General features: G+C 49.5%; 29 protein-coding genes and 10 tRNA genes. 5 read left to right on the forward strand and 34 right to left on the reverse strand.

Going from position 1 to position 25,964, the window contains the following annotated elements:
- Positions 1 to 78 precede the first annotated feature (78 nt).
- The 18 genes from ACFO4U_RS10665 to acpS form a co-directional block, all read right to left on the reverse strand.
- A tRNA-Ile gene (locus ACFO4U_RS10665) sits at positions 79 to 155 on the reverse strand.
- An 11-nt stretch (positions 156 to 166) separates the two neighbouring features.
- Positions 167 to 243: transfer RNA gene (locus ACFO4U_RS10670), tRNA-Arg, on the reverse strand.
- A 3-nt stretch (positions 244 to 246) separates the two neighbouring features.
- A tRNA-Leu gene (locus ACFO4U_RS10675) sits at positions 247 to 334 on the reverse strand.
- Positions 335 to 358: 24 nt separating this feature from the next.
- Positions 359 to 434: transfer RNA gene (locus ACFO4U_RS10680), tRNA-Lys, on the reverse strand.
- A gap of 10 nt (positions 435 to 444) precedes the next feature.
- Positions 445 to 516 (reverse strand) — tRNA-Gln (locus ACFO4U_RS10685).
- A gap of 7 nt (positions 517 to 523) precedes the next feature.
- Positions 524 to 599, reverse strand: a tRNA-Asp gene (locus ACFO4U_RS10690).
- Positions 600 to 620: 21 nt separating this feature from the next.
- A tRNA-Val gene (locus ACFO4U_RS10695) sits at positions 621 to 696 on the reverse strand.
- A 5-nt stretch (positions 697 to 701) separates the two neighbouring features.
- A tRNA-Glu gene (locus ACFO4U_RS10700) sits at positions 702 to 776 on the reverse strand.
- A 29-nt stretch (positions 777 to 805) separates the two neighbouring features.
- Positions 806 to 897: transfer RNA gene (locus ACFO4U_RS10705), tRNA-Ser, on the reverse strand.
- Positions 898 to 906: 9 nt separating this feature from the next.
- Positions 907 to 981: transfer RNA gene (locus ACFO4U_RS10710), tRNA-Asn, on the reverse strand.
- Between the two features lie 204 nt (positions 982 to 1,185).
- The gene (locus ACFO4U_RS10715; RefSeq protein WP_215244306.1) at positions 1,186 to 3,315 is read right to left on the reverse strand and encodes a Tex family protein; all 2,130 of its coding nucleotides are present in this window, start codon (positions 3,313 to 3,315) and stop codon (positions 1,186 to 1,188) included.
- A gap of 69 nt (positions 3,316 to 3,384) precedes the next feature.
- Positions 3,385 to 4,185, reverse strand: coding sequence for an RNA polymerase sigma factor SigB (gene sigB, locus ACFO4U_RS10720; RefSeq protein ID WP_015880560.1), 801 nt, complete (start codon positions 4,183 to 4,185; stop codon positions 3,385 to 3,387).
- Entirely contained in the window at positions 4,151 to 4,630 is a 480-nt protein-coding gene (rsbW, locus tag ACFO4U_RS10725) for an anti-sigma B factor RsbW (RefSeq protein ID WP_074034849.1), read from the reverse strand. The genes sigB and rsbW overlap by 35 nt, the downstream gene beginning before the upstream one ends.
- Positions 4,627 to 4,953: an STAS domain-containing protein gene (locus tag ACFO4U_RS10730; protein ID WP_015880558.1), complete on the reverse strand. Its 327-nt coding sequence runs from the start codon at positions 4,951 to 4,953 to the stop codon at positions 4,627 to 4,629. Before ACFO4U_RS10730 ends, rsbW begins: the two co-directional genes overlap by 4 nt.
- Before the next feature lie 141 nt (positions 4,954 to 5,094).
- Positions 5,095 to 5,445 carry a type II toxin-antitoxin system PemK/MazF family toxin gene (locus ACFO4U_RS10735; protein ID WP_026824472.1) on the reverse strand — a complete coding sequence of 117 codons (351 nt, stop codon included), beginning with the start codon at positions 5,443 to 5,445 and terminating at the stop codon, positions 5,095 to 5,097.
- A 5-nt stretch (positions 5,446 to 5,450) separates the two neighbouring features.
- Positions 5,451 to 5,729: a hypothetical protein gene (locus ACFO4U_RS10740; RefSeq protein ID WP_074034853.1), complete on the reverse strand. Its 279-nt coding sequence runs from the start codon at positions 5,727 to 5,729 to the stop codon at positions 5,451 to 5,453.
- A gap of 129 nt (positions 5,730 to 5,858) precedes the next feature.
- Entirely contained in the window at positions 5,859 to 6,935 is a 1,077-nt protein-coding gene (gene alr / locus ACFO4U_RS10745; RefSeq protein WP_215244305.1) for an alanine racemase, read from the reverse strand.
- Positions 6,922 to 7,290 carry a holo-ACP synthase gene (acpS, locus tag ACFO4U_RS10750; RefSeq protein WP_074034857.1) on the reverse strand — a complete coding sequence of 123 codons (369 nt, stop codon included), beginning with the start codon at positions 7,288 to 7,290 and terminating at the stop codon, positions 6,922 to 6,924. The genes alr and acpS overlap by 14 nt, the downstream gene beginning before the upstream one ends.
- Positions 7,291 to 7,353: 63 nt before the next feature.
- Between acpS and ACFO4U_RS10755 the strand changes: the two genes are divergently transcribed.
- Positions 7,354 to 8,079, forward strand: a complete 726-nt coding sequence (locus ACFO4U_RS10755; protein ID WP_074034859.1) for a rhomboid family intramembrane serine protease — start codon at positions 7,354 to 7,356, stop codon at positions 8,077 to 8,079.
- A 37-nt stretch (positions 8,080 to 8,116) separates the two neighbouring features.
- Here ACFO4U_RS10755 and argF read toward each other — a convergent pair whose 3' ends face one another.
- The 10 genes from argF to ACFO4U_RS10805 form a co-directional block, all read right to left on the reverse strand.
- The gene (argF, locus tag ACFO4U_RS10760; RefSeq protein ID WP_215244304.1) at positions 8,117 to 9,043 is read right to left on the reverse strand and encodes an ornithine carbamoyltransferase; all 927 of its coding nucleotides are present in this window, start codon (positions 9,041 to 9,043) and stop codon (positions 8,117 to 8,119) included.
- The gene (carB, locus tag ACFO4U_RS10765; protein WP_215244303.1) at positions 9,040 to 12,060 is read right to left on the reverse strand and encodes a carbamoyl-phosphate synthase (glutamine-hydrolyzing) large subunit; all 3,021 of its coding nucleotides are present in this window, start codon (positions 12,058 to 12,060) and stop codon (positions 9,040 to 9,042) included. Before carB ends, argF begins: the two co-directional genes overlap by 4 nt.
- Complete coding sequence (locus tag ACFO4U_RS10770) at positions 12,053 to 13,105, reverse strand: carbamoyl phosphate synthase small subunit (protein WP_215244302.1); 1,053 nt, start codon at positions 13,103 to 13,105, stop codon at positions 12,053 to 12,055. The genes carB and ACFO4U_RS10770 overlap by 8 nt, the downstream gene beginning before the upstream one ends.
- Entirely contained in the window at positions 13,102 to 14,247 is a 1,146-nt protein-coding gene (locus ACFO4U_RS10775; RefSeq protein WP_215244301.1) for an acetylornithine transaminase, read from the reverse strand. Before ACFO4U_RS10775 ends, ACFO4U_RS10770 begins: the two co-directional genes overlap by 4 nt.
- Positions 14,207 to 14,986: an acetylglutamate kinase gene (argB, locus tag ACFO4U_RS10780; protein ID WP_215244300.1), complete on the reverse strand. Its 780-nt coding sequence runs from the start codon at positions 14,984 to 14,986 to the stop codon at positions 14,207 to 14,209. Before argB ends, ACFO4U_RS10775 begins: the two co-directional genes overlap by 41 nt.
- On the reverse strand, positions 14,983 to 16,200 hold the full coding sequence (gene argJ / locus ACFO4U_RS10785; protein WP_215244299.1) for a bifunctional glutamate N-acetyltransferase/amino-acid acetyltransferase ArgJ: 1,218 nt from the start codon (positions 16,198 to 16,200) through the stop codon (positions 14,983 to 14,985). Before argJ ends, argB begins: the two co-directional genes overlap by 4 nt.
- A gap of 11 nt (positions 16,201 to 16,211) precedes the next feature.
- Positions 16,212 to 17,237, reverse strand: coding sequence for an N-acetyl-gamma-glutamyl-phosphate reductase (gene argC, locus ACFO4U_RS10790; RefSeq protein WP_214691295.1), 1,026 nt, complete (start codon positions 17,235 to 17,237; stop codon positions 16,212 to 16,214).
- Positions 17,238 to 17,396: 159 nt separating this feature from the next.
- Entirely contained in the window at positions 17,397 to 17,714 is a 318-nt protein-coding gene (locus ACFO4U_RS10795; protein WP_015880545.1) for a hypothetical protein, read from the reverse strand.
- 33 nt (positions 17,715 to 17,747) lie between these two features.
- Complete coding sequence (locus ACFO4U_RS10800) at positions 17,748 to 18,230, reverse strand: hypothetical protein (protein WP_230235411.1); 483 nt, start codon at positions 18,228 to 18,230, stop codon at positions 17,748 to 17,750.
- Entirely contained in the window at positions 18,223 to 18,498 is a 276-nt protein-coding gene (locus tag ACFO4U_RS10805) for a 4a-hydroxytetrahydrobiopterin dehydratase (protein ID WP_078146155.1), read from the reverse strand. The genes ACFO4U_RS10800 and ACFO4U_RS10805 overlap by 8 nt, the downstream gene beginning before the upstream one ends.
- Before the next feature lie 140 nt (positions 18,499 to 18,638).
- Between ACFO4U_RS10805 and ACFO4U_RS10810 the strand changes: the two genes are divergently transcribed.
- Positions 18,639 to 19,172 (forward strand): cysteine hydrolase family protein, encoded by a 534-nt coding sequence (locus ACFO4U_RS10810; protein WP_074034877.1) that lies wholly within the window; start codon positions 18,639 to 18,641, stop codon positions 19,170 to 19,172.
- A gap of 22 nt (positions 19,173 to 19,194) precedes the next feature.
- A complete protein-coding gene (locus ACFO4U_RS10815; RefSeq protein ID WP_078146154.1) occupies positions 19,195 to 20,640 on the forward strand; it encodes a nicotinate phosphoribosyltransferase in 1,446 nt (481 codons plus the stop codon).
- A 36-nt stretch (positions 20,641 to 20,676) separates the two neighbouring features.
- Here ACFO4U_RS10815 and ACFO4U_RS10820 read toward each other — a convergent pair whose 3' ends face one another.
- Positions 20,677 to 20,979 carry a 7TM diverse intracellular signaling domain-containing protein gene (locus tag ACFO4U_RS10820; RefSeq protein ID WP_031424443.1) on the reverse strand — a complete coding sequence of 101 codons (303 nt, stop codon included), beginning with the start codon at positions 20,977 to 20,979 and terminating at the stop codon, positions 20,677 to 20,679.
- Between the two features lie 113 nt (positions 20,980 to 21,092).
- On the opposite strand from ACFO4U_RS10820, the gene ACFO4U_RS10825 reads away from it, so the two are divergent.
- Entirely contained in the window at positions 21,093 to 21,566 is a 474-nt protein-coding gene (locus ACFO4U_RS10825; RefSeq protein WP_031424441.1) for a YwpF-like family protein, read from the forward strand.
- 72 nt (positions 21,567 to 21,638) lie between these two features.
- On the opposite strand, the gene ACFO4U_RS10830 is transcribed toward ACFO4U_RS10825, so the two are convergent.
- The 3 genes from ACFO4U_RS10830 to ACFO4U_RS10840 all read right to left on the reverse strand — a co-directional run bounded on the left by ACFO4U_RS10830 (position 21,639) and on the right by ACFO4U_RS10840 (position 23,724).
- Positions 21,639 to 22,115 carry a DUF456 domain-containing protein gene (locus ACFO4U_RS10830; protein ID WP_031424439.1) on the reverse strand — a complete coding sequence of 159 codons (477 nt, stop codon included), beginning with the start codon at positions 22,113 to 22,115 and terminating at the stop codon, positions 21,639 to 21,641.
- 10 nt (positions 22,116 to 22,125) lie between these two features.
- Positions 22,126 to 22,725 carry a histidine phosphatase family protein gene (locus ACFO4U_RS10835; protein WP_159563373.1) on the reverse strand — a complete coding sequence of 200 codons (600 nt, stop codon included), beginning with the start codon at positions 22,723 to 22,725 and terminating at the stop codon, positions 22,126 to 22,128.
- Between the two features lie 63 nt (positions 22,726 to 22,788).
- The gene (locus ACFO4U_RS10840) at positions 22,789 to 23,724 is read right to left on the reverse strand and encodes an alpha/beta hydrolase (RefSeq protein WP_074034886.1); all 936 of its coding nucleotides are present in this window, start codon (positions 23,722 to 23,724) and stop codon (positions 22,789 to 22,791) included.
- 173 nt (positions 23,725 to 23,897) lie between these two features.
- On the opposite strand from ACFO4U_RS10840, the gene ACFO4U_RS10845 reads away from it, so the two are divergent.
- Positions 23,898 to 24,941, forward strand: coding sequence for a metal ABC transporter solute-binding protein, Zn/Mn family (locus ACFO4U_RS10845; protein WP_215244298.1), 1,044 nt, complete (start codon positions 23,898 to 23,900; stop codon positions 24,939 to 24,941).
- Between the two features lie 40 nt (positions 24,942 to 24,981).
- Here the strand turns inward: ACFO4U_RS10845 and ACFO4U_RS10850 are convergent, their stop codons facing one another.
- Positions 24,982 to 25,428 carry a hypothetical protein gene (locus tag ACFO4U_RS10850; protein WP_215244297.1) on the reverse strand — a complete coding sequence of 149 codons (447 nt, stop codon included), beginning with the start codon at positions 25,426 to 25,428 and terminating at the stop codon, positions 24,982 to 24,984.
- A gap of 52 nt (positions 25,429 to 25,480) precedes the next feature.
- Entirely contained in the window at positions 25,481 to 25,936 is a 456-nt protein-coding gene (locus ACFO4U_RS10855) for a hypothetical protein (protein WP_031424431.1), read from the reverse strand.
- Between the last annotated feature and the right edge of the window lie 28 nt (positions 25,937 to 25,964).

A 25,964-nucleotide genomic window follows, 5' to 3' on the forward strand; every position in this document is an offset into this window, starting at 1 on the left:
CGAAGCTTGCGCTTCATTCAAAAATTGTAAAACTTATTTTTGCCTCATCGTTCAGTTTTCAAAGTTCGTCAGTTTAAATGGTGGGCCTAAGTGGACTCGAACCACCGACCTCACGCTTATCAGGCGTGCGCTCTAACCGGCTGAGCTATAGGCCCATAAAAAAGAATGGTGCACCCTGAGAGATTCGAACTCCCGGCCTTTAGATTCGTAGTCTAACGCTCTATCCAGCTGAGCTAAGGGTGCATATGGTGCGGTCGAGAGGACTTGAACCTCCACGGTGTTAACCACCACTAGGCCCTCAACCTAGCGCGTCTACCGATTCCGCCACGACCGCAGCGTATAAAGTTAAAAAAGAAAATGGTGAGTCATGCAGGGCTCGAACCTGCGACCCTCTGATTAAAAGTCAGATGCTCTACCAACTGAGCTAATGACTCAAATAAAAAGCTGGGCTGGAAGGGATCGAACCTTCGCATGTCGGAATCAAAATCCGATGCCTTACCACTTGGCTACAGCCCAACGTAAATGGCGGTCTTGACGGGATTCGAACCCGCGATCTCCTGCGTGACAGGCAGGCATGTTAACCCCTACACCACAAGACCAGATTACGTTTTTATTTGAAATGGTGGAGGATGACGGGATCGAACCGCCGACCCCCTGCTTGTAAGGCAGGTGCTCTCCCAGCTGAGCTAATCCTCCATATATGGTGACCCGTACGGGATTCGAACCCGTGTTACCGCCGTGAAAGGGCGGTGTCTTAACCGCTTGACCAACGGGCCAGTGTATGTGTCTTCTAAGTAATTTTAAGTGGCGGAGACGGAGGGATTCGAACCCTCGCACCGGTTTCCCAGCCTACTCCCTTAGCAGGGGAGCCCCTTATAGCCTCTTGGGTACGTCTCCAAAATAAAATGGCTCCGCAAGTAGGATTTGAACCTACGACCTACCGGTTAACAGCCGGTTGCTCTACCACTGAGCTATTGCGGAACGTTGCTTGAAATTATCGAAGTAACGATTTATATTGTAACCGCAAACCAGAAACCTGTCAATCACTTTCTTAGAAAAACGTTTATTTCGCGTGCCGTCTCTCGGCGACTTCTATAAGATATCACGGCACAAAAAGACCGTCAACACTTTTTCTAAAAAAAATCAGGTAAAATGAAAAACATTTTACCTGATACGAGTTTCTTCTTATTTAACGCTCGGTGCAAGCATCGTTAAACTAATCCGTCCACGATTCACATCGACTTGTTCAATCCACACGGTCACGATGTCACCAACCGCCACGACATCTAATGGATGCTTCACGTATCGATTCGATAATTTCGAAATGTGGACCAAACCATCCTGTTTCACCCCAATGTCAACGAACGCGCCAAAATCAATGACGTTTCGAACGGTTCCTTGGAATTCCATACCGACTTGAAGGTCTTCGAGACTCATGACGTCCGTGCGTAGTAATGGTTTCTGGATATCTTCTCGCGGGTCACGCCCTGGTTTAGCTAATGACTTCAAAATGTCTTCAACTGTCGGAAGCCCCGCCTCTAGTTCTTCACTCAAGGCTTTAGCGTCGACTTGTTGCAATCGTTCTCGAAGCGCAGCCGTACCGACCTCTGATTTTGAAGATCCGATCTCTTTTAAAATGGATAACGCGAGCGGATAGCTTTCCGGGTGAATCTCTGTCTGGTCGAGAACGTCCTTCCCGTTCATGATCCGTAAGAATCCAGCCGCCTGCTCAAACGCCTTCGCTCCAACACGAGGTACTTTCTTAATTTCCTTTCTCGTTTCAAAGCGTCCATTCTCTTCACGATATGCCACAATATTTTTCGCCGTCGTTTTATTGAGTCCTGAGACGTACGTCAATAAAGACTCGGAAGCACGGTTCACATCGATTCCGACCATGTTGACCACGCTCTCGACGACGAACTCTAAGGAGGCTTTCAGTTTATTCTGGCTGACGTCATGCTGATATTGTCCGACACCGACTGATTGGGGGTCGACTTTGACAAGTTCCGCCATCGCATCTTGAATTCGACGTGCAATCGAAACGGCTGACCGTTCCTCAACTTTCAAATCCGGGAATTCACTTCGTGCGACTTCCGATGCCGAGTAGACACTTGCCCCCGCTTCGTTCACAATCGCGTAAGCAATATCACGTTCCGCTTTCTTCAACCAGTCGGCGACGAATTGTTCCGTCTCCCGTGAGGCGGTTCCGTTTCCGACGACGATAACCGAGATTGGATATTTCTTCGCGAGTCTCGTAAGTACTTTTTCAGCGCCGGCGATATCATGTTTCGGTGCCGTCGGATAGAAGACACCGACCTCTTCGACTTTTCCGATTTCATTGACGACTGCCCATTTACAACCAGTTCGATAAGCCGGGTCGATCCCTAAGACGACGACCTCGCGAAGGGGCGGCTGCATATAGAGTTGTTTCAAGTTTTTCGAGAAGACATCGATCGCCTGCTCTTCTGCTTTTTCCGTCAACTCCCCACGAATCTCCCGTTCGATAGCCGGGAAGACCGACTTCTTGTACGCCTCCGTCACAGCCGTCTCGACAACTTCACGTTTTTCTTTCGGAAGTCGTTCATATGTACGGAGGGCTTGATCCATGAAACGCGTCTCGTCGAACACTACTTTCACTTGGAGCACGTCCGTACGTTCCCCGCGATTCAAGGCGAGTACACGGTGTGGGACAATGCCAGCGATCTTCTCTTCATATTCATAATACTGCGCAAAAATCTCTTTTTCGTCTTCCGCTTGTTTTTTCTTCTTCGAACGCAAAAGTCCTTCTTTGCGTACGCGGTCACGAAGCATCTGGCGCAGTTTCGCTTCCTCTCCCCATTCTTCACCGATGATGGCATGGACGAGCGGCAACGCTTCCTCTACCTCGACGTCTTGAGCGAGTTCTTTTACCTTGTCTGAAGAATAGGGTGATTTGTCCCGGAACCAATCCGCAAGCGGCTGCAGTCCTTTCTCGCGTCCCTGTTCTGCTTTCGTACGTCGTTTTGGACGATACGGCAAATAAATGTCTTCCACTTGTTGAAGCGTAGTCGCCGCCTCTAACGCTCTAGATAATTCAGGCGTGGATTTTTCCAACTCTTCTAATTTAGCAATGACATCCGCCTTGCGTTTTTGTAGACTCTCTTCATATTGAAGAGCATCCAAGATTCCTTTGATTTCAACTTCGTCCAAATTTCCCGTCATTTCCTTCCGATACCGGGCCATGAACGGAATCGTCGCCCCTTCAGATGCGAGCTGCTGAACCGTCTCGACTTGGTTCACTTTCAAGTTTAACGCGTTAGCCACTTTCGTAATCACTTGAATCACTTCCTTTTTTGATCTCTTTCAAAGTGTAGCAAACATTCAAACAAAAAAGCGATGACTCGATTAGTCATCGCTTGAGAATACTTCATTGAGTGGAACCTTGATGGCTTCACGCAGCTTTTCGAGTGCTCGCCGTTGCAAACGGGAGACATGCATCTGCGAGATTCCAAGAAGTTCTCCTGTTTCTTTTTGACTCATATTCTTATAGTAAGCGCATTCCAAGATGGCGCGCTCACGCTCGTTTAAGACATTGAACGCTTTCTCTAGAATGAGGCGCTGGTCGACCGATTCATACCCGCGCTCTTGGCTACCGACCAAGTCGAGTAATGTGACCGTACTACCTTCGTTATCCGCTTCGATTGAACTATCAACCGACAAGGCTTGATAACTTTTGCCCATCTCGAGCGTTTCGAGAATTTCTTCATCGGACACGCCAAGGTGGTCGGCAATCTCATCGATTCGTGGCGAACGTTGTAATTCGGTTGTCAACTCTTCGACCGTCTTTTTAATCTTTGGTCCGAGTTCTTTGATTCGACGCGGTACGTGGACACTCCACGTCTTGTCGCGAATAAATCGTTTGATTTCCCCGATGATGGTCGGGACAGCAAACGACTCGAAGCTACGACCAAATTCCGGGTCAAATCGACGAAGTGCCGCCAGTAACCCAATCATCCCAACTTGCACAAGATCGTCGTGAATCGCACGGCCACGCGAGAATTTACGCGCGAGTGCTTCAACGAGGTCAGAATAGCGGTTGATGAGGAGCATTTGCACTTCTTCGTTTTGATCGTCTTGTTGATAGCGTTCAATCCACTCTAGTACCTCGTCATCACTGTGATGGCGTTGTTGAGATTTTGCTGGCACTCTGATCCACCTCGTCCCTATTGAGGAGTTTTGTCATCGTCACTTTGACACCGCTGTCTTTATTGATCGAGACATCGTCCATTAATGCTTCGATCAAGAAGAGACCAAGTCCTCCTTCATGGAGCGATTCAATTTCGGTCGTTTCTTCGACCGGAGCGGCTTGACGCTTCACATCATCTGCGAACGTCTTGCCGGAATCCTCAATCGTGATTTCAAGACGATCTGCATAGACGCCGCAAGCGAGTTTGACCTCTCCATCTTGATGATCGTCATAAGCATGTTGGACAGCGTTGCCACATGCTTCTGAGACCGCGATTTTAATATCCTCGATCTCGTCGTACGTATATCCCATACGGTTAGCGATTCCTGAAACGACTAATCGAACCACACCGACATATTCGGGTTTGGCCGGGAACGTCATGACCGTCTGTTCAACATTGTTCATTGCGTGCCACCTCTTACGTTCGAATTAATAGAAAGAAGTTTGTGAAGACCCGTCAATTCGAATAGACGATTGACTCGGTCTGTGACTCCGACAAGTGACAACTCTTTTTCGTTACGCGTGGCAATTTTCAATGCCCCAACGAACACTCCAAGACCTGTCGAATCCATATACTCCACTTCGTCTAAATGAACGACCACATCTTGTTCACTGATGGCCGGATGCAATACTTCTTTCAATTTTGGTGCAGTATATGTATCCACTTCTCCGGATACGTAAAGGTGTAATTGTTCTCCAATGACTTGCTCGCGAATCGCTAAATCCATCGTCTATTCCCTCCTAAATGTCCGTACAGAAAAATTGAGTACGATTAACTTAAATTCCCCTCTGACAAAATCTTAAACCACTTTTTTAAAAAAAGTTTAAAAAAAGACCGATACCTATGTACCAGTCTTATCTATGTAAGGCTAGAGAGGGATCAATCCCATACTGATCTCTAGCGCTCTGTCCACTTTATGCATCGTCTCATCATCGAGATGAGTGACTTTATCCGTCAGACGACGCTTATCAATCGTTCGAATCTGTTCAAGCAAAATCACAGAGTCTCGTTCGAGTCCGTGCTTCTCTTGATATACTTCCACATGAGTCGGCAGTTTTGCTTTTTGAATCTGAGCTGTAATCGCAGCGACAATGACGGTCGGGCTAAAGCGATTGCCGATGTCGTTCTGTACGATCAGAACGGGTCGAACGCCACCTTGCTCTGAGCCGACTACGGGCGACAGATTCGCATAAAACACGTCACCACGCTTTACGATCACGCTGCTCACACCCCACTTACTTGACGTAAGAGAGCGTGTTCGGCTTCGGTTTCAATCATTAGCATCTCTTCTGCCATATTCAAGTTAAACGCGGCCATCTCTTGATAGCCTTTCGCCAATTCTTCACGCAGTGTTTGTTGTCGATCAGCAATTTCTTTAGACAAGTATGTCACTACATCGTTCAAGGACAGTGTTTCACGGTCTTTCATCGAAATCGGACCCCCTTGTTGCGAGAACCGATCTGGGACGGACGCTAGCGCACCCGCAGTTCGCTGCTTCAACATCTTACACCTCCAGAATCGTTTCATGGACTGGCGGAAATTCTCCCGCGTTCTTTATCAATATAACACGCGGGAATGGGAAAATATAGAGAAATCGAGAAAGAATTCAGATAATTTCACACGATTTATGATTCACACATAAAGACGTGGCAATCGGCTCGTGAATTGGCAAACGATCTCATAGTTGATCGTCCCAAGATATGAGGCGAGTTCATCAATGGCGACGTTTCCACCGACAAGGGTCACGTCCGTCCCGACCGGAAACTCTTTTGGAAGCCGGATCATGAAACGGTCCATACAGACGCGTCCCACGATCGGACAACGAATCCCATTGACCTCCACTTCAAACCCGCTCGTCTTTCGTAACCACCCGTCCGCATATCCGACTGGAACGGTACCAATCCATTCATCGGCTGACGTTGTATACGTCGCACCGTAACTGATGGTCTGACCTGCCTCTAGCCGCTTCACCTGCATGAGCTGACTTTTTAGCGTGAAGGCCGGGCGCAGGAACGAATAGAACGTCTCCATCTCACGTGACGGATATAACCCATAGAGCGCGATGCCGACACGAACCAGATTATAAGGAACATCTTGTCCGGCCATTCGGATTGCACCGGCCGAGTTCGACGTATGGATATAGCGGAACCGCTCGTGGAGCCCATCCATCAAACGCTCGAACCGCTCTTGCTGTGTATAATACAGATCGCTGTCGAGTTCATCCGCCGTTGCGAAGTGGGTATAGATCCCTTCCACCACAAACGAATCGGTCGCTTCTTCAAGTAAGGCATCTAACTGTTCACGGGTGCGCAACCCGAGACGCCCCATTCCGGTATCGACTTTAATATGAACCGTTAACGGCTTTTCTTCTATATAAGGAGCAGCCTCTTGTAACCATTCAGCAGAAAAAACAGACAACGTGATTTCCTGTGCTGCCGCTACTCCGGCATATTCAGGGAATTGCGCTTCCATGACGAGAATCGGTGCTTTGATTCCCGCATCGCGGAGTTCGAGCGCTTCCTCGAGTAACGCGACCCCGAGCATCGTCGCTCCGTTCTCAAGGGCAATTTTCGCCACTTCGACGGCCCCGTGTCCGTAGGCGTTCGCTTTGACGACTGCCATGAGGTCCTGCGGAATTCGTTTCGTTAATTCTTTTATATTATGGGCGATGGACGCCCGATCAATCTCGATTCGACTAGGACGAAACATGGTGTCCCTCCTCTTCTAAGATGACTTGTGCGATGGCGTATGTTTGACTATGGCTGATGCTGACATGAATCTTCCCCGTAAACGGTGCGGTCATGACAGGTCGACCCGTCTCATCCGGTAAAATTTCAATATGACGCCACGATAACCCGTGTGCGATGCCAGTCCCGATTGCCTTGGCGTAAGCTTCTTTTGCAGCAAAGCGACCCGAGACAAACTCGATTTGACGCGGGAGCGGATACTGTTGAGACAATTCATATTCCGCATCGGTGAGCAGCCGTTTTAAAAAACGTGGTTGTTTCATCGAGCGAGCCATCCGATCAAGCTCGACGATATCGACTCCAATTCCTACAATCACGGGACACTCGCTCCTTTCCTTTTCTCCCCGTTTCCTTATACAATTGAGGAAAGAGGTGATGTTATGTTTAGTCGTACGGAAAATGTTCAAACGTTTGTACGGGCATATCCACTCGTAACGCTGTTCATTGTAATCCAACTCCTTGTGTTTGTCATCGATTCTTTCGCACCTGGTTTACGAATCGTGGCGACGGGAGGGTCGTTCCATTTGGCACTCGCGGACGGACAATGGTACCGCTTGGTCACGGCCAACTTCATTCATTTGAGTCTCGGTCACTTGCTGTTCAACTCGTTCGCACTGATCATCTTCGGACCAGCGATGGAACGAATGGTCGGACACGTGAAATTTGCCTTGTTTTATGTATTCGCTGGAGCGCTCGCCAACCTGCTCACGTATTTCACTGTCAGCAACTTGTTTTATCTACAGGCCGGGGCGTCAGGCGCCATCTTGGCCATTCTCGGATTCTACGTATTCATCGGTCGTTTCCGTCGCACGTTGATGTACAGCCAAGATGCCCGCTTGGTCTACATCTTCGTCGCCATCAGTGCCGTCTTCACATTGATTGGTTCGAACGTTTCTCTTTGGGGACATGTGTACGGCTTCTTGGCAGGATTCTTACTTGCCATCCCACTCTCACGTTTCACCGTCCCGTATACGCGCCCGATGCGCTACGGGAAGTATAAGCAACGTTCGTACACGCCCCCTGTCATTCATTCCGGGGATGGAAAGTGGTTTTTCTACATCATTATCGGACTGGCCGTCTTTGGATTATTGGCAAGGTTCTTATAACAACAAAGGGTGACACGTGGCGTGTCACCCTTTGTTGTTACGTTAGCAATGTCAGCATCAGTGCTTTTTGTGCATGTAAACGATTCTCGGCTTGATCGAACACCCATGACTGCGGTCCATCGATCACCTCAGCCGTCACTTCTTCCCCGCGATGCGCCGGCAAACAGTGAAGGAAGATGGCGTCGGGGTTCGCAAGTGCCATCAACTCTTCATTCACTTGAAAACCGTTAAACTTCATCAGCCGCTCCTCTGCTTCTCCCTCCTGCCCCATGCTTGCAAAGACGTCAGTATAGACAATATCTGCCCCATTCGCAGCAAGCGATGGGTTTTCGAACAACGCGATGCTTCCTCCCGTTGATTCAGCCAACTTCTTCGCTTTCTCATAAATGCCTTGATCAACGGTGTATCCGTTTGGTGAGGCGATGCGGATATGCATCCCACTCAGTGCCCCACCGATCATAAGCGAATGTGCCATATTATTGCCGTCGCCGATATACGTCAATACTTTTCCGGCACGACTCCCGAACCGCTCTTCAATCGTCAATAAATCCGCGAGCACTTGGCACGGATGATGCAAGTCCGTCAATCCATTGATGATTGGGATTGACCCGTGTTGTGCCAACGTCTCCACCGTTTCATGCGCATACGTCCGAATCATGAGTGCGTCCACATACCGACTCATCACTTGAATCGTATCGGTCAACGGTTCACCACGCCCGATTTGCAAATCTTGACCGCTGAGAAAGAGTGGGTATCCACCTAATTCGACGACCCCGACTTCAAATGACATACGCGTCCGTGTCGATGCCTTTTCAAATAGCAACGCGACTTTCTTCCCTGTCAGCACCGTTGCATAAGATTGAGGTGAACGTTTCACTTCGTGTGCCAATTGTATCAACGAATCGAGCGTATCCGGTGTCAATTCCTCCATCGTTAAAAAATGTTGTATCGTCTTCACTGTCATTTGGCTACTCCCTCTCTCATTTGAATGGATTGCAAAGACTGAACCGGATTGCCAGTCCGTGACTGACTCATCTGATAATACTGAGCTAATTGTTTGGACGAAATGATATGCACCCCATGGCGAACGGCGATTTCACGTGTTGCTCGTTCGTCAGCCGCATCCGAGAACAATACGGCGACATCTTGAAAATCAATGACGTCTGCGAGTGGTGTATTTCCGACGTGTTCAAACCCTTTCCCGAATACGATTTGCGGACGATTCATCACCCGTGTGGTCAGCGCATCATACGTAAAGCGCTCCGGCACATATGAATGTGAACTGAATTGAAGTGTCTCGCCTGTCGAACGCATGACCGGACCTGTCATCGGGTCTACGCCTGGCAGTTTGACGTTCGAGAAGATCGGAGTCTTTACCGCATAGTTTGTCAATCTCGAGGGATGTGTCGGAACGAAATCGTTCAATGCGAGACCGTACGCCGCGTAGGTCGCCCATTCGATTAACGGCTCACCTGTCACTTTGCTGACAATCGGCACAGTCCGCGACGCACGCGGATTGATTTCAAGGACGTAGATTGTGTCTTTCTTCAACACGAACTGAATGTTCAGAGCTCCTTTATAATCGAGCGCCTGTCCGATTCGTTTCGCAATCGACTCCACTTGCTCTTGAATCGCTAGACTCGTCTCGACCGGCGGCAAGATCATCGTCGAGTCTCCGGAATGAACACCCGCTGCTTCGATTTGTTCTAGGACGACGGGCACATATACCGTTTCCCCGTCCGTCACACAATCCACTTCAAGCTCACGCCCTGCGACATATTGGTCGACTAGCGTTGGATAGGTAAGGTTCGGTAACACCTCTGCTAACTGTTCCTCTGAATGAATGAGTAACATGCCCTTTCCTCCAATCACGTAGGACGGGCGCAAGATACATGGATAGCCTAACTGTTGGATGGCTTCCTGCAACTGCGTCGGGGAAGTGACTTCTTCACCCGGGATGTGTTCGACTTCAATCGAATCAAGGAATTGATAGAAACGTTCCCGGTCTTCCATTTGGTCGATGGTGTCTGCGGATGCACCGAGCAAGTGATACCCCGCCGCTTCTAAATCATGAGCGAGTGCAATACCCGTCTGTCCACCGAACTGGATTAAGACATCGCGGCACCCTTCCGCTTCTAACACGTGCATGACATCTTCACTCGTCAGCGGTTCGACATACAGTTTGTCTGCAATCGAGAAGTCCGTCGATACGGTCTCCGGGTTGTTGTTGATCATAATCGTTTCGATGCCAAGTTTTTGAAGTGCCCAGACCGCATGAACCGAACTGTAATCGAACTCGATGCCCTGTCCGATTCGAATCGGACCTGCCCCAATGATGGCAACCTTCCGTTTTCCACTCGGCTTCACTTCGGACGTTCCGTGCCATGAACCGTAAAAATACGGGGTCTTGCTTTCGAACTCGGCTGCACACGTATCAATCATCTGATATACCGGTTGAATCGAGGCCGCCTCTCGGAACACCTTGATCTCCTCGGTTTGCATGTGCATCACGGCGGCAATTTGCGCGTCCGTGAAACCAAGTCGCTTCGCTTGAAGCAACTGGACCGGATTCGTCAAATCTTCCTTCGTCATCTGAATAAGTCGTTTTAACATGTGAATGAAGTGAGGGGTGATGCCCGTAACCTGCTGTAATGCATCGGCCGACATCAACTCACGGTCGAGCAAAGCGAGACAAGCGTGCAATCTACGATCGGTCGGCGCCTCGACTTCGCCCATCAAAACGTCGACTGTGGCTCCCTGCATCCACTTCGGATAAAGCGGTGCCTGTTCGATTCCGGCACCACGCCATGCCTTCTGTAACGCTTCTTCTAACGTTTTTCCCATCGCCATACTCTCACCGGTCGCCTTCATCTGTGGTCCGAGTGCGCGTTCTGTTTCCGCGAACAAGTCGAACGGGAAACAGGGTACTTTCGCCGTAATGTAATCAAGTGCCGGTTCAAAGCTCGCCATCGTATTCGTTGTGACTGGATTGATACAGTGATCTAACGGTTCACCTAAAGCGAGACGTGTCGCAATTTTGGCAATCGGATAGCCGGTCGCTTTTGACGCGAGTGCCGAGCTCCGAGAGACACGAGGATTGACTTCAATCACGTAGTACTCTGACTTCGTCGGATGCACCGCGAACTGAATGTTACATCCACCAATCACACCGAGTTCGGAGACGATTCGAAACGCAGCGCTCCGTAACGTCTGATGCATTTGGTCCGATAAGGTTTGGGCCGGAGCGAACACGACGGAGTCCCCCGTATGCACACCGACCGGATCGATATTTTCCATGTTGCAGACGATGATGCACGTTCCGAGCGCGTCACGCATGACCTCATATTCAAATTCTTTATAGCCAGCGATGCTCTTCTCGACCAAACATTGTGAGATCGGGCTTGCCTCAAGACCCCGACGCGCCATCGTGTACGCCTCATCCTCCGTCATCGCAATCCCACCGCCGGTCCCACCGAGCGTGAACGCCGGACGGACGATGAGCGGAACACCGGTCGTCTCAATGAAAGCTGTCAGTTCTTCAATCGTCTCAATCGTCGTCGATGTCGGGATCGGCTCGTTCAACAGCTCCATCTTTTGTTTGAACCGCTCACGGTCTTCCCCGTCACGAATCGTGTCGAGTGATGTACCGAGAAGTTCGATTCCATATTGGGTCAACACGCCAGCTTCCTCGAGATCAAGAGCCAAGTTCAACGCCGTCTGTCCCCCGACCGTCGCAAGGACGTGCGTCGGACGTTCTTTTTCAATGATCTCGGTCGCTTTTTGAACGGTCATCGCCTCAATATACGTCGCGTCCGCCATTCCTGGGTCTGTCATGATTGTGGCAGGATTGGAGTTCAATAAGACGACTTCACAACCGGCTTCACGAAGCGCCTGACACGCCTGCGTTCCGGAATAATCAAACTCTGCGGCCTGCCCAATCACGATGGGTCCCGATCCGATAACGAGTACTTTTTTATGCATACGCGTTCACTCCTTGCTGAATCATATCATCAAAACGGTCGAAGACGGACTGCGCGTCCGTTGGTCCGGGACTCGCCTCCGGATGGAACTGTGTCGTGAAAATGGATGCATTCGGATGAATCAACCCTTCCACCGAGTGATCGTTCACGTTCTCATAAAGCAGTTCAAGCGGGCTCTGTTCGATACTCATACGCGCGACCACATAACCGTGATTTTGCGACGTCATCCATACTTCGTTCGTCTTGACGTTTCGGACCGGGTGATTCGAGCCACGATGTCCGTATGTTTGCTTTTCAATCTTGCAACCGAACGCGAGCGCGAGCAGTTGATGCCCCATACAAATCCCGAGGGTCGGATACGATAACGCCAATTCCCGGATGACTTCAATCTGCCCCATGTGGTCTCGCGGGTCCCCGGGCCCGTTCGATACTAAAATCCCATCCGGTCGCAATGCCTCGACGACCTCTTTTGACGTCTGGTACGGAACACTCGTCAAACGATACCCACGTTTCACCATTTCACCAATCATCGACGCCTTCACCCCGAAGTCGAGACAGACGATATGCCCTTTCTCTCCGTTCCCTTCCTGAACGATAGACGTTGTTGTGACGCGCTCTGTTAGATGACGAACATCTGGAACTTCCAACGTTTCATGTATGTCCGCTGCCATCATTCCAAACTGATCGCCTTCATCACGCAACACATGAACGAGTGCACGCACATCGACTTGTGACAGAACCGGAATCCCTTCCTGCTCTAACCAATCCTTTAAGTCAGACTGATCCCCAGAATCGGCAAGTGATTGCACGAGGACGCCGGCCACTTGAATGTGAGCACTTTCGCTCCCGTCTGATTCCAGTCCATATTGTCCGATCAGCGGATAAGTGAACGCGATGATCTGTCCAGCATATGACGGGTCGGTCAACACTTCTTGATAGCCCGTCATCCCGGTGAAGAACACGACTTCACCACTTGCGTGTCGCGCACTCGTCTCCCATGTTCCTGTAAAGTACTTCCCGTTCATTAAGCTGATGCTTCCGTTCATACGACGCCCTCCTTCTGTAAGATTTGTTCAAGTTTCGTCAATGCTTCGTCAATCTCCGATTTCGTGACCAGTAGTGAAGGCAGGAAGCGGATGACGTGCGGCCCCGCCATGACGACCAATAAACCCGCCTCTGCCAATTCTGTGACCCAGTCTGCTACCGGTTCTGTCGAGACAAGCCCAATCATCAGCCCAAGTCCTCTCACTTCGACGAAACGTTCTCCATCCACGAAGCGACTGAGTCCTTCTTTCAAATAATCTCCCATGTCTGTGACATGCTTAAGAGACTCGGGTGTGAAGAGGACATCGAGTGTCGCTTCTGCCGCAGCCATCGCCACTGGATTTCCACCGAAGGTCGAACCGTGACTCCCAGGACCAAAGACCGTCGCCGCTTCCGCCGTCGTCAATATTGCGCCGACCGGAATGCCACTCCCCAATCCTTTCGCTAACGTGATGATATGAGGACGGAGCGGTGTTTGTTCGTATGCGAAACGTGTCCCTGTACGCGCGATGCCGGTCTGCACTTCATCGACGACGATTTTGACATCGTATTTGTCAGCTGCTTCCTGTAAGGCCTGCAACCACAGGGGATCTGCGACGACCACACCGCCTTCACCTTGTACGATCTCGAGCCAAACAGCAGATGTCTCATCATCGATCCAGTCAAGAGCCTCCATATCGTTGAACGGTGCATGAATAAAGTCACTCACCATCGGTCCAAATCCATGTTTCACCTTCTCTTGACCAGTCGCCCCGAGCATAGCGAATGTACGTCCATGAAACGACTGCGTGAATGTGATGATTTTTGTTTTCTGCGTCCACTTTCGGACTAACTTAAAGGCCGCCTCATTCGCTTCTGTCCCACTGTTACAAAAGAAGGCATGCGTCAGATGTGTTCCTTCCATCAACTTTTCAGCGACACGTTGCTGACCAGGTATCAAATAGAGGTTGGATGTATGCCACACCCGGTTCAATTGTTCTTCAATTTTCTGCTGCACGTATGGATGACGATGTCCCGTCCCACATACGGCAATGCCCATCACAAAGTCTAAGTACGTCTTTTCTGAAACATCCGTCACGTACGACCCGCTCGCCTGCGCGATCTCAATCGTTCGTTTCCCGTATGTCGGTAACAGCGAATTCATAGTTCCCCTCCCATAATTTTGTCCCTGCGAGCGTCGCGTCACGACCATCTCGGATGCGGGCACTTTTGACCCCTCCTGCCACTGCTGCCAATAGCGCCTCTACTTTCGGCACCATCCCTCCATCAATTTCTCCAGATGCGATGGCTTCTCGAATGTCCCGTTCAGTTAGCGTCGTCTGAAATTCACCGTGTATGCGAATACCGTTCACATCGGTCAATAGTTCCAATTCATCCGCTTGTAACGAAATGGCAAGTGCCACCGCACAATCATCGCCATTACAGTTCAGCGGTCCTTCCGCGCCGGCAATCACCGATGTCACAACCGGAACATGTCCGGAATCCATCAGCCGTTCGAACACGTCATTTCGAATCGAAATCACCTCACCGACTTTCCCAAGTCCATTCAGAGGTTGACCGAAAATCGCACTCCCGTCGACCCCCGATAAACCAAACGCATCGAGGTCATATCGAGCCAATGTCGACACGACGTTCGTCTGCATTTCTCCTGCCAACACACGCCAAGCACCAATCAACACCTCATCTGTCGTCACGCGACGTCCGGCCAAGAACAACGGTTCAATTTGTTGAGACATGCAATAAGCCGATAGTTTCGGCCCACCTCCATGTACGATGAGCAAATCATTTCCTTCTTCCATCCATCCTCGCCACTCTTCAAAGTACGAAGGTGTCATCGACTCCCAGACACTGCCCCCAAGTTTGATGACTTTCCGCTTCTTCATGTCCGGTAACTCGCATTGATTTTGACGTAGTCGTAGGTTAAGTCACATCCGTATGCCTGACCGAACCCTTCCCCGCCATGCAAGTCGACTGTGATGGTGACGACGTCCCGACTCATCTCTTCGGTCGCATACGCCTCATCAAACCAGACAGGCGTACTGTCCTTTAAAACAAGTTGACTCCCGATTTGAATATCAATCGCCTCCACGTTCACAGGGAACGGGACGGCGCCGATTGCGGCAATGATTCGTCCCCAGTTGGCATCCTGTCCATATACCGCTGTCTTCACCAGAGAGGACCCGACGATTTGCTTGGCAATCGTTCTGGCTTGTTGGTCGGATGTTGCGCCACTGACATTCACTTCTATGAGTTTCGTCGCTCCTTCCCCATCTTTTGCAATCGCTTTGGCAAGCTCTAAACATACATCTGTCAAAGCCTGTTGGAACGCGATGTGTGCGGAAGTCCCCTCTTTGATTTCTTCCATTTCTACTGCCCCGCTCGCCATGACGAGGACCATATCGTTTGTCGAGCTGTCCCCGTCCACCGTGATGTTATTGAACGAGGCGTCGACGCTTTTCTTTAATGTCTGCTGCAACAGTTCCGGTGCGATGACCGCATCTGTCGTCACAAACCCGAGCATCGTTGCCATATTCGGGTGAATCATCCCCGACCCTTTGGCGACGCCTGAGATCGTCACGATCGCTTCCCCTTCTTTGTAATGGACACTAGTTTGTTTCGTCCCGGTATCTGTCGTCAAAATGGCTTCAGCGAACGATTGTCCATCTTTCCATGTCTTGGACGGTTGCAGATGACCAATCCCGTTTATGAGCGGGACCATCGGAAGCGGTTGACCGATGACGCCCGTTGAAGCGATGGCCACTTCTTCCGGTTTTACACCTATATGTTTTGCCGTCATGTCGCGCATCGTGTAGGCGTCCTTTAGCCCTTGTTCACCTGTACAGGCGTTCGCGTTCCCGCTATTGATTAACACGGCTCGAAGATAGCCGTTTGTTTCGGCTAATGACGCTTTTGTCACTTGAATCGGTGCGGCTTGAAAGTGGTTTGTCGTGTAGACGGCCGCCGCGCTCGCTAGTCGTTCACAAACGAGCAGCGCCAAATCTTTCCGTTTTCGTTTTAGTCCCGCATGAATGCCGCACGCTTGAAATCCTTTCGGTGATACGATGCCCGGTTTTTGGGTCGCCATGATGTCGATCATGCTTCATCCTCCTAAATGTATTGTGGTTGATTCAATAGTCCGAGCGTCTCATCGAATCCGAATCGAACGTTCGCATTTTGAAGGGCTTGCCCGGCCGCCCCTTTTTGCATATTGTCGATGACCGATACGATAGTCAGTCGATGCGTCCGTTCTTCTTTGTACACCCAGAGGTCGCAGTAATTCGAACCGACCGCCGATTTGATTTCCGGCTCTCCCTGCTGCACTCGAATGAACGGTTCATCCATATATGCGGCTTGAAGACGCTTCACCCATTCATCCTCTGACACGTCATCGTTCGGTAGAACCGTGATTGTCGCCATGATCCCGCGATTAATCGGCAGCAAGTGGGTCGACATCGAGACTGTCGCTTCTGCGCCACCCATGTGGTACAAGGTCTGTTCGATTTCAGGGATGTGCTGATGCGAATGAATCTTATATAACTGCACATTCTCATTCGATTTGGCATGATGGGTCTTCTCACTCAATCCTTTGCCAGCGCCCGTGATGCCGGAGCAGGCCGAAACCACGATGTGTGCCGGGTCGATCCAATCGTGCTGAACGAACGGCAATAACGCGAGTGAGACAGCGGTCGCATAACAACCTGGATTTGAAATCCATTTTGCTCCCGTCAGCAACTCTCGATTCCACTCGGTCAATCCATAGACAGCTTCTCGTTGAATCGATTCGGTAACAGGCGGCTTCCCGTACCACGTTTCGTATGCATCAGACGGTAATCGCAAGTCCCCACTCAAATCGATGACCACTCCAGGAAAAGATGCTAACTGTCGAATATAGTCAGCAGACACGCCGCTCGGAGTCGCAAGGAATACCACATCAATCCCAGCTAGGGCGTCTGCTTGAAACGGTTCAAGTATTTTTGGATCCGCTTGTAACCACGGATATAGTTCCGACAAGGTCATCCCGGCGCTCGAGTCGCTGATTGCTTTTTCTAAACGGATAGTCGGATGTTGCTCGATCAGTTTTAACAATTCCAAACCGGCATAACCTGTTACGCCGACGATGCCACACGTAATCATCTCTCTACCTCCTCAGAAGAATAAAATGATTGAACCATATGCATATTTATTCTGTCAATTGCATTTTTATTCATACGTGATAGAACGTTCCCTTTTTTATTGGTGTATGAGGGTTTTGGTAAATAAAAAAAGTCCGATGCGCATGCACCGGACCTGTGATTAGATTTGATTTTTATGACGAGCCTCTTGAAGCGCATCGACTAAGTCTTTCACGTCTTCGACGAGGTTTTGAATCGTATCTTGGTTTTCTTCGTAAAGCGATTTCCATTCCATGACACGATCTTTCAAGTTGCCTTTCGATGACGCTTGTAGACCGACCGCATGTGCCTCAGTCGACGTGTTCGATGATTTCAACTTCGACTTGATGCCTTTCAGTTGTCTCACTTGTTGATCGCGCGTTTCGCTATGGAGAAGTGATGCTGCTGCGCCGATTACCGCACCCGCAGCCATCCCCAACCAGAAATAATTCTTGTTCATAAAAATCCTCCCCTAACATGACGTTATCTTTTATTATAGATTATCTGACTCACTGACGACATAGTGTTTTATGACGGGACCTGCACCGCGCTGTTCGACCGCTCGCTTCAAGCGGTCTTCAAGGATTGCATAGTCCGCCGTATCACGAAAGTGTTTCCCACCAGACGTGAACTGAATAAAGACGACGGCATGATTATCATCCGGGTCGACACCTAATCGGTATGCCGAAAACCCATCATGACTGACACCGAGTGGCGCCTTTTCCGTCAACAAGTGGTGAAACAACAGGGAGCGGGCATTCTCATCTGCCGGAACGTTCGCGTATAAAATGTTCCCTTTTTTCACAAATTCGCCCGACGCCTCTTCAATTTCAAACACTTTACCGCTCTTGAACGGAGACTTCTCTCCTTCTGCGAGCAAAATCGTTTCGTGTCCATTCGCCGCGATGACGCCTGGCTCCTTTCGAAGACGCTCCGCCACGCTGCCTGACGCAAAAGTCATATAGAGCTTAGACAAGTTCCTCACACCCTTTCGCGAGTGTGATGTCTTTCTCCGTAATGCCCCCTTCGTCATGGGTCGATACGGTCAATGTCACGTTCCGATATTCAATCAAGATGTTCGGATGATGATCGAGCGATTCAGCCAAATCTGCTACAAGATGCACGAACTGAATGGCCTCCGGAAATGTTTCCAGCCGATACGTCTTTTGAATCTCCCCGTTCACTTCTTCCCAACCGTTCAACCGTGACAGTTCCTCTGTCAATTCACTTTGCGATAATACCATCGTCACAATCCCCTTTCCCTATACAGTCTACTGTCTTAATCTACCCAAACCGAAGAAAAATAATCTTCCGTGCATGATGTATAATGAATTAGAATGAGATGGATAGCCATCATTTTCATTACGAGAGAGGAGCATCTCCCATGCGCGCATTGATTGTTATTGATTATACATTTGATTTTATCGCAGACAGTGGTCGTTTGACTTGTGGGAAACCCGGGCAAGAGATTGAAGAACGGATCGTCGAATTGATCGGGACATTCGCAACGGATGACTATGTCGTCATCGCGAACGACGTCCATGATGCAGGTGACACGTTCCACCCTGAAACGACGTTGTTCCCGCCGCACAATATCCGCGGGACAGAGGGCCGTGAGTTGTACGGTTCTGTGAAGGAAGCTGCGAAACAGGCAGACCACTGGATTGATAAGACACGTTATAGTGCCTTTGCCGGAACTGACCTTGACCTGCGTCTTCGGGAACGCGGAATCACAGAAGTTCATCTCGTCGGTGTCTGCACGGATATTTGTGTACTCCATACAGCCGTAGATGCCTACAACCTCGGTTATCAAATCGTCGTCCATGCCGATGCCGTTCAAAGCTTCAACCCGGTCGGCCATGAATGGGCGCTCGAACATTTCGTCACAACACTCGGTGCGACAGTCGTCGGAAAGTGACGTAAAACAGAAAGGAAATCATATGTTACATCGTAATTTAGCCCTTCACACAGATCTTTATCTTCCACGTTGGATGTATATTTACTGGAAGCAAGGTCGCCATAATGAAAAGGTCGTCTTCGACCTTTACTATCGCTCGAATCCATTTAGTGGTGGTTATGTCGTCTTCGCCGGACTCGAGAATATCGTTCACTACTTAGAGAACGTCTCCTTTACGGAGGCGGACATCACCTATTTGAAAGAGCAACTCGGATTCGAAGATGAATTCGAAGACGTCTTACGGAACTTTAAGTTCACTGGTTCACTATATAGTGTTCGCGAAGGAGAAGTCATCTTCCCACATGAACAAGTCGTTCGGATTGAATCGACCATCTTTGAAGCGAAACTGTTCCAAACGGCGCTACTCAATATCGCGAACCATGAATCACTCATCGCCACGAAGTATGCCCGGATTCGTCAGGCTGCTCCGAACGAGACACTCCTTGAAGGAGGAGCTCGTCGCGCGCAAGGTGTCGATGCGGCTTACTACGGAACACGTGCGGCTTACATCGCTGGTTTTGATGTGACAAGTCTCGTGTCAGCCGGTCGTGACTTTGATGTCCCGACAGGAGGAACGATGGAGCATGCTGATATTCAGTTCCATGATGATGAATTGAGCGCATTCCGTTCATTCGCTGAAATGTATCCGGACAACACGAGCCTTCTCATCGACACGTATGACACACTCAAGTCTGGTCTGCCGAATGCGATTACGGTCGCAAAAGAACTCGAGGCGAAGGGCCATCGTCTCAAGTCAGTACGACTCGACTCTGGAGACCTCGCCTACTTGTCGAAGCGTGCCCGGAAAGCGTTGAATGAAGCAGGGCTCGACTACGTCAAAATCGTCGTCTCTGGGGATTTGGATGAGTATGTCATCCAGGACTTACGGATGCAAGGCGCAGAGGCCGATACGTTCCTCGTTGGGACACGTGGCATCACGGCTTACGAGCAGCCGGCACTCGGTATGGTCTATAAACTCGTCGCGCGTGAGGATGAATCCGGGGAATTAAAACCGGTCATCAAAGTATCTTCTTCTAAGGTGAAGACGACGACTCCTCACAAGAAAGAGTTGTATCGCATCATCGACAACGAAACGAAAAAGTTCAAAGGCGACTATATCGCCCTCGCCGATGAACCGGTCGAATCTTACACCGAGATCGACTTGATTGACGTCCGTGACCCGGCCTTCAAGATCAAGACACGTAACTTCAACGTGAAACGCTTGTTGCAACCAATCTTCCTTGATGGGAAACGCGTATACGACCTTCCAAGCACAAGTGAGATTCGTGCATATCATCACGAGCAGATGAACGGATTGTGGGAAGAGTACAAGCGTCTCCGTTTACCGGAAGTGTATTCGGTGACGTTCAGCAAGCCACTATGGGATTTAAAACTCGATATGATTCGCAAAACGCGGGTACCAAAATAAAAAAACGGCTGTGGGTGCATACCCACAGCCGTTTTTTTATACCATCGTCATCTCGCCTGCTTGGCTTTGATCTTCTTTTCTCCGAAAGTAAAGCGCCATCGACAAAGAGAGCAATATCAAGACAAAATAGACGGTCCGTTGCCAAAACGTCGCTTCGGTGTCTCCTTGGAACAACGCAATGATATAATCGCTCCCACTGACTAAAAACAATCCGGCAAGCAAGAGAAAGATCCGATAGCCGGCCCGACTCCGCTCCCGTTTCACTTTGAAGAAAAGGACACCATAATAGACGATTGCGAGAATCGTCACATACCCGATTACGCCAACAACCCAACTCATCTTGATGCCTCCCTCACTCTCTATTTTTCTGTTTCTTCCCCGTTATCTTAACACATTCTATTCCTCAGACTGTGTTAAGATGGTCTAAAGAAAACGCGGAAAGGAACGATCCTATGAAAACGTTTCGCCTCGTCCAAGTCCGACTCGTTCAAGACGAATACGGCAATGAACTGAATTTACCGATCGATTTACTCGATGGGTTAATCATCTCGAAGGAGCACGATTCAGAATGGCTCCTCGAAATGCTCGTGCCGACCGAGTCGGCTGTCACGCTCCATCATTACTTAAACAAACGCATCCTCATCCTCGCTGAAGCCGTCATCACGTCGCCAACGAACGCCCCGGCTGCACTCGCTTTGACGTTCACGAGCGAGCGGGCCTTGAACGACCATCATACGTTCGTCGCTGAAGGACTCATGTTGATGCCGAAACAAGACGCGACGAAGCAAGTACTCGATTCGTTGATTCAAGATGGCGTCGCCACTTCGAATTTAAAGCCCGCCTTCTTCGAGAAAAAAGTCGAAATGCAACAATCGTTCAGTCGCTCCGCTTTCAATCAATTGGTCAAAACCGGGTCATTCGAATAATCGGATGACCTGTTTTTCTTTCCCCAAAACCATTCACCTTTCAAACTAAAAAGACGGTGAAACATCTCCGCCTCACACGTAGATAAAGAATAGGATGATCATCATCGTCATCCCGATCACTTTTAAGAGCGTGCTGCCGAGAAAGGCGAGAACGGTGCCGACGCCGATGCTCCACGCTTCACGTGTCGTCTTCCCGAGTGTCAACTCCGCCAAGAAAGCGAAGATGAACGGGAAAATCAAAACCCCGACGAGCGGGAAAATAAACGGTCCCGCAATCAAGCCGATTGTCGCACCCCATTTCGCTCGCTCCGAACCGCCCCGTTTATCCACCGTAGCCCGGGTGACGACATAGTCGACGCCGAATAAGAAGACGAGGAAGACCGATTGCCATACCCAGAATGTCCAGGTCAATGGTTCAAACGAAAAACCGAATCCATAAATCATGTATCCGATGAACAAGAACAAGACACTCGGGATGACTGGATAGATGAGTCCTGCAAAAGCGACCACAAATGATGCGATAATGAATACCCATAGTAAGGTCGTCATGACATTCTCCTCATTTCATAATGGTCGGATCGGTGATATGGTCAGCCACGTTGACCGCCTTCACTTCAAACTGACCTTGTTGATGGATGATATAGTTCGAGCAGGCGTTTCGCATGGCGTGACGGAACGTATATGTCCCATCGATGGCAGAAAGCGCCGCTTTGATTGCATGGGAATGGCAGACGACAACGATGCGCTTCCCTGGATACGTATCCACCAAATGGTTCATTCCTTCTAAGACCCGGCTACGCATCTCATCTTCTGTTTCGAGACCAGGAATCCGCTCCTGGTCATCTGCTTGGACCGCCTCGTAAATTCCTTTCACGGGTTGCCCGGATGCCGTTCCGAATTCACGTTCAATGAAACGCTCATCTAGCAGAATCGCTTTATGTTCGATGCCACACGCTGTTGCGATTGCTTGTGCGGTGTGAACCGCACGTGACAAGGGACTCGATACGATGACGTCCCACTCCTCTTGACTCAAAAAAGCTGCACTCTCCTCTGCCTGTTGACGTCCGAGTGCATTCAACGGGTTATCTTCACGCCCTTGAATAATTTCTAAACGATTCCAATCGGTCTGACCGTGTCTGACTAAACATAACTCTGTCACTACTTCCACTCCTTACTCTTTCAATCATCCCCCATCGTACCATCTTCCCTAAAAATCGCAACGTCATCCGAGACATTCTTCAATAAAACGATTGATTCGGGCCATGAGTTGCTCTTCTTTGATTGGATTATCCGATTGGAGGAAGCTCGCAAGCGAGTGGGTTCCATTTGGAAATGAAATGAGTTGAACGTTCGCACCGACATCACTCGCATGTTCGACGAAGTGAAGCGCTTGGCCGAACGGGACAATCGGATCTTTCTTCCCGTGTAGCAGTAAAATCGGCGGGGCATCGGCGTATAGATGGGAGACCGGGGAGCATTTTACCATCAACTCACGCCATTCCTCGCGGCTTCCTTCATAGAACTTTAAATGGGCGAGCCACGTCTGGATGAATTTGAACAATAAAAAGTTCGTCGGTGGATACAAGGCGATGACCCCTTTGATCGTCGGGAGGTCGTCTCCCAAATCACCTGCAAATTGTCGATGACGGTCGAGCGCAGTCGCAAGCATGAGCGCAGCGCCTGCTGAATCCCCCCAAACGAGCAGTTGACTCGTGTCTAGCGTCAATAACGATTCATGTTGTTTCAAATAGCACAGTGCATCTGAGACATCAAAAATATTATCGGGGAAGTACACCCCGTCTTCAAATAAGCGATAATCGATGCTGACGACAGCGATCCCTTTCCCCAAAAAGTGGTCAAGCAATGGATGAAACAGGGTCACCATACTCCGATTCCCTCTGACGAACGCTCCCCCATGTGCATATACCGCTACGGGGAACGGCCCTTCTCCAGGGGGGAGATACAAATCAAATTGGAGCGGACGATCGTGAACAATTTTATACGTGTACGTGTGGCGCCGGCGTGTTGTCGGTTGAATCGGCAACTCGGGTTCTTGCCATCTGACAAGGGACCCATATTGACTCCACACGCTAGCCCCGGCTGCCGTCGCCGCAGCAATCGCCGCACCCCCGACAAACCAGGCAGTCTCCTTTCTCATACAATCCACTCCTCGTTCCTTTTTTTAATCATATTCCCGCTTTTTTCAAAAATCTATCCATCAGAAGTCGGACTTGACGTGCTCCGAAGCTCACACTATAATATTACTCGCAGTCATAAAACGTAACAGTTACGATTTAATATTCAGATAACTTGAAAGGTGGAAGATGGAAGATGAAGAAAACTTGGTTAGGCGCAGTCACAGCCGGTACGCTTTTACTTGGTGCGTGTGGAAATACCGAAGGAGATAACGCATCTGAATCGACAGATGGTCAACTGACCGTCTTCGCTTCAACGTTTGCATTAAAATCATTAGCCGAAGAAATCGGTGGGGACCGCGTCAACGTGGAGATGGTCATTCCACCTGGGGCTGATCCGCATACGTATGAGCCAACTTCAAAGCAAATGACACAAATCGCAGAAGCCGACCTTTTTTTGACGATTGGTCATGACCTTGAACCTTACGTCGAGTCTATGGAGAAGAGTTTAGATGGTCAGAACGTCGCCTTCGTCAAAACAGCCGAGAACGTGAAGTTACTCGATGCGGCGGATACCGTCCATGTCCATGATGAGGAAGGACATACTGAAGACGACCACGCTCATGAAGAAGAAGGACATTCTGAAGATGAACATGCTCACGAAGAAGACGCACATTCTGAAGACGAACATGCTCACGAAGAAGGAGACGGTCATAGTCACGGTCAATACGATCCCCACGTCTGGCTCGACCCGATGAATGCTGTATCAATGGCAGAAGCGGTCGAAGCCGCATTCAGTGAGGAAGCACCCGACTATAAAGACGAGTTCGCAGAACGGTTAAGCACTTTTAAAGACGAAGCAAACGCTCTCGACACTGAATTGAAGGCAGCCGTCGAGAACGGTTCAAAATCCGAGTTACTCGTGACGCATGCCGCATATGGTTATTTGGCTGAACGTTACGGATTTGACCAATTACCAATCGCGGGACTTACACCGTCTGAAGAGCCGTCACAACAAGCTCTCAAACGGATCATCGAGGAAGCCCGTCTCCACGACTTGAACTATATCGCATTCGAAGACACGGTCACACCAAAAGTGGCCGAAGTCGTGAAACAAGAGATCGGTGCAGAGAGCGTGACGATCTACAACTTGGAATCGGTCACGAAAGAACAGATGGATAAGAGCTACTTCGACTTGATGCGTGAAAACGTCAAGGCACTTGAGACAGCGTTGAAATAATCAAAATCCCGAAGCGAGGTGACTCGTTTCGGGATTTTTTTCATGCTTCTATTTGATGATCTAACGTCTTCAGTGTGACAAGAAGCAGGAGCAGTAGCGATACGATGACGCTCATCATCCAGAAATCCCCGTCCATGAAGAATGATCGTGTCCACTCTCCTGTACTTAGTCCTAACCACGCTTGACTGACACCAACACCAATCAGTGCGATTGCACCAAAACGAACCCATGTCATCTGTGGAACGAATCGTTTGCTGACCAAATAACTATTCAATACTAAAAGACCAATATATGCGATAAGAAGGACGTTCCAAACTGTATCGAATAGCACCGGTACCACCCCTCCCGTCACAGCATACCCCCATGTCATGAAGAATACGATGAATGAGATGAGTGTGATGCGATAAAGCGGCTTGATTTTCGTTTGATACGCAAGAAACGGATTGATGAGTATCCCGAGCCAGATGAGTGTGCCGAACACATCCATGAGCAAATCCCCTTTATACCATTTATTAACAGTATACCATGGGAATTCACTTTCATTCATAATAAATCAAGACGAGTTCTTCCTGGGACGAAGCGATCTCACAAAACTGTTGCAACCGGGTCCAATCTTCCCAAATCATCTCGAATTCATCTTTTGCAACGAATGCCATGTCTTTCACATCATCTCGCCCGAACGCATGCAACGTATCTTTGACGATATGAAGTAACTGCGGGGTCAAGATACCGACCACGACCGCCTGCGCCTCATTGACAATCAACTCTTCGCCGACGAGCGCCATTTCCATGTTATACGTGTCGGCCCCGTCGATATATACCTCGATTTGACTAAGTACGCGTTGAAACGGTTCCACATTCGGAAGCGTCAGCGTATCGTCCCGATCCCGATATTGCTCATGCATATGAATCAACCAGTCTAAAATCATCTCCGGATCCTGATTAAATGACACCCAAACTTCTGGGGAAACACGTACATAATGCGTCGTCTCCATACATGAACGCCCCCTTTTTATGACATTA

Origin of the sequence: Exiguobacterium profundum (assembly GCF_042652865.1) — a bacterium.
Classification (GTDB): Bacteria; Bacillota; Bacilli; order Exiguobacteriales; family Exiguobacteriaceae; genus Exiguobacterium; species Exiguobacterium profundum.

Coding starts and splice junctions, on each gene's coding strand:
- rsbW (WP_074034849.1), bottom strand. CDS start 4,630: ATGAACAATGTTGAACAGACGGTCATGACGTTCCCGGCCAAACCCGAA.
- ACFO4U_RS10730 (WP_015880558.1), bottom strand. CDS start 4,953: ATGGATTTAGCGATTCGCGAGCAAGTCATTGGAGAACAATTACACCTT.
- ACFO4U_RS10740 (WP_074034853.1), bottom strand. CDS start 5,729: ATGTTGAAGCAGCGAACTGCGGGTGCGCTAGCGTCCGTCCCAGATCGG.
- alr (WP_215244305.1), bottom strand. CDS start 6,935: ATGTTTCGTCCTAGTCGAATCGAGATTGATCGGGCGTCCATCGCCCAT.
- ACFO4U_RS10755 (WP_074034859.1), top strand. CDS start 7,354: ATGTTTAGTCGTACGGAAAATGTTCAAACGTTTGTACGGGCATATCCA.
- argF (WP_215244304.1), bottom strand. CDS start 9,043: ATGACAGTGAAGACGATACAACATTTTTTAACGATGGAGGAATTGACA.
- carB (WP_215244303.1), bottom strand. CDS start 12,060: ATGCATAAAAAAGTACTCGTTATCGGATCGGGACCCATCGTGATTGGG.
- ACFO4U_RS10770 (WP_215244302.1), bottom strand. CDS start 13,105: ATGAACGGAAGCATCAGCTTAATGAACGGGAAGTACTTTACAGGAACA.
- ACFO4U_RS10775 (WP_215244301.1), bottom strand. CDS start 14,247: ATGAATTCGCTGTTACCGACATACGGGAAACGAACGATTGAGATCGCG.
- argB (WP_215244300.1), bottom strand. CDS start 14,986: ATGAAGAAGCGGAAAGTCATCAAACTTGGGGGCAGTGTCTGGGAGTCG.
- argJ (WP_215244299.1), bottom strand. CDS start 16,200: ATGATCGACATCATGGCGACCCAAAAACCGGGCATCGTATCACCGAAA.
- argC (WP_214691295.1), bottom strand. CDS start 17,237: ATGATTACGTGTGGCATCGTCGGCGTAACAGGTTATGCCGGTTTGGAA.
- ACFO4U_RS10795 (WP_015880545.1), bottom strand. CDS start 17,714: ATGAACAAGAATTATTTCTGGTTGGGGATGGCTGCGGGTGCGGTAATC.
- ACFO4U_RS10805 (WP_078146155.1), bottom strand. CDS start 18,498: ATGGTATTATCGCAAAGTGAATTGACAGAGGAACTGTCACGGTTGAAC.
- ACFO4U_RS10810 (WP_074034877.1), top strand. CDS start 18,639: ATGCGCGCATTGATTGTTATTGATTATACATTTGATTTTATCGCAGAC.
- ACFO4U_RS10815 (WP_078146154.1), top strand. CDS start 19,195: ATGTTACATCGTAATTTAGCCCTTCACACAGATCTTTATCTTCCACGT.
- ACFO4U_RS10820 (WP_031424443.1), bottom strand. CDS start 20,979: ATGAGTTGGGTTGTTGGCGTAATCGGGTATGTGACGATTCTCGCAATC.
- ACFO4U_RS10825 (WP_031424441.1), top strand. CDS start 21,093: ATGAAAACGTTTCGCCTCGTCCAAGTCCGACTCGTTCAAGACGAATAC.
- ACFO4U_RS10830 (WP_031424439.1), bottom strand. CDS start 22,115: ATGACGACCTTACTATGGGTATTCATTATCGCATCATTTGTGGTCGCT.
- ACFO4U_RS10840 (WP_074034886.1), bottom strand. CDS start 23,724: ATGAGAAAGGAGACTGCCTGGTTTGTCGGGGGTGCGGCGATTGCTGCG.
- ACFO4U_RS10845 (WP_215244298.1), top strand. CDS start 23,898: ATGAAGAAAACTTGGTTAGGCGCAGTCACAGCCGGTACGCTTTTACTT.
- ACFO4U_RS10850 (WP_215244297.1), bottom strand. CDS start 25,428: ATGGATGTGTTCGGCACACTCATCTGGCTCGGGATACTCATCAATCCG.
- ACFO4U_RS10855 (WP_031424431.1), bottom strand. CDS start 25,936: ATGGAGACGACGCATTATGTACGTGTTTCCCCAGAAGTTTGGGTGTCA.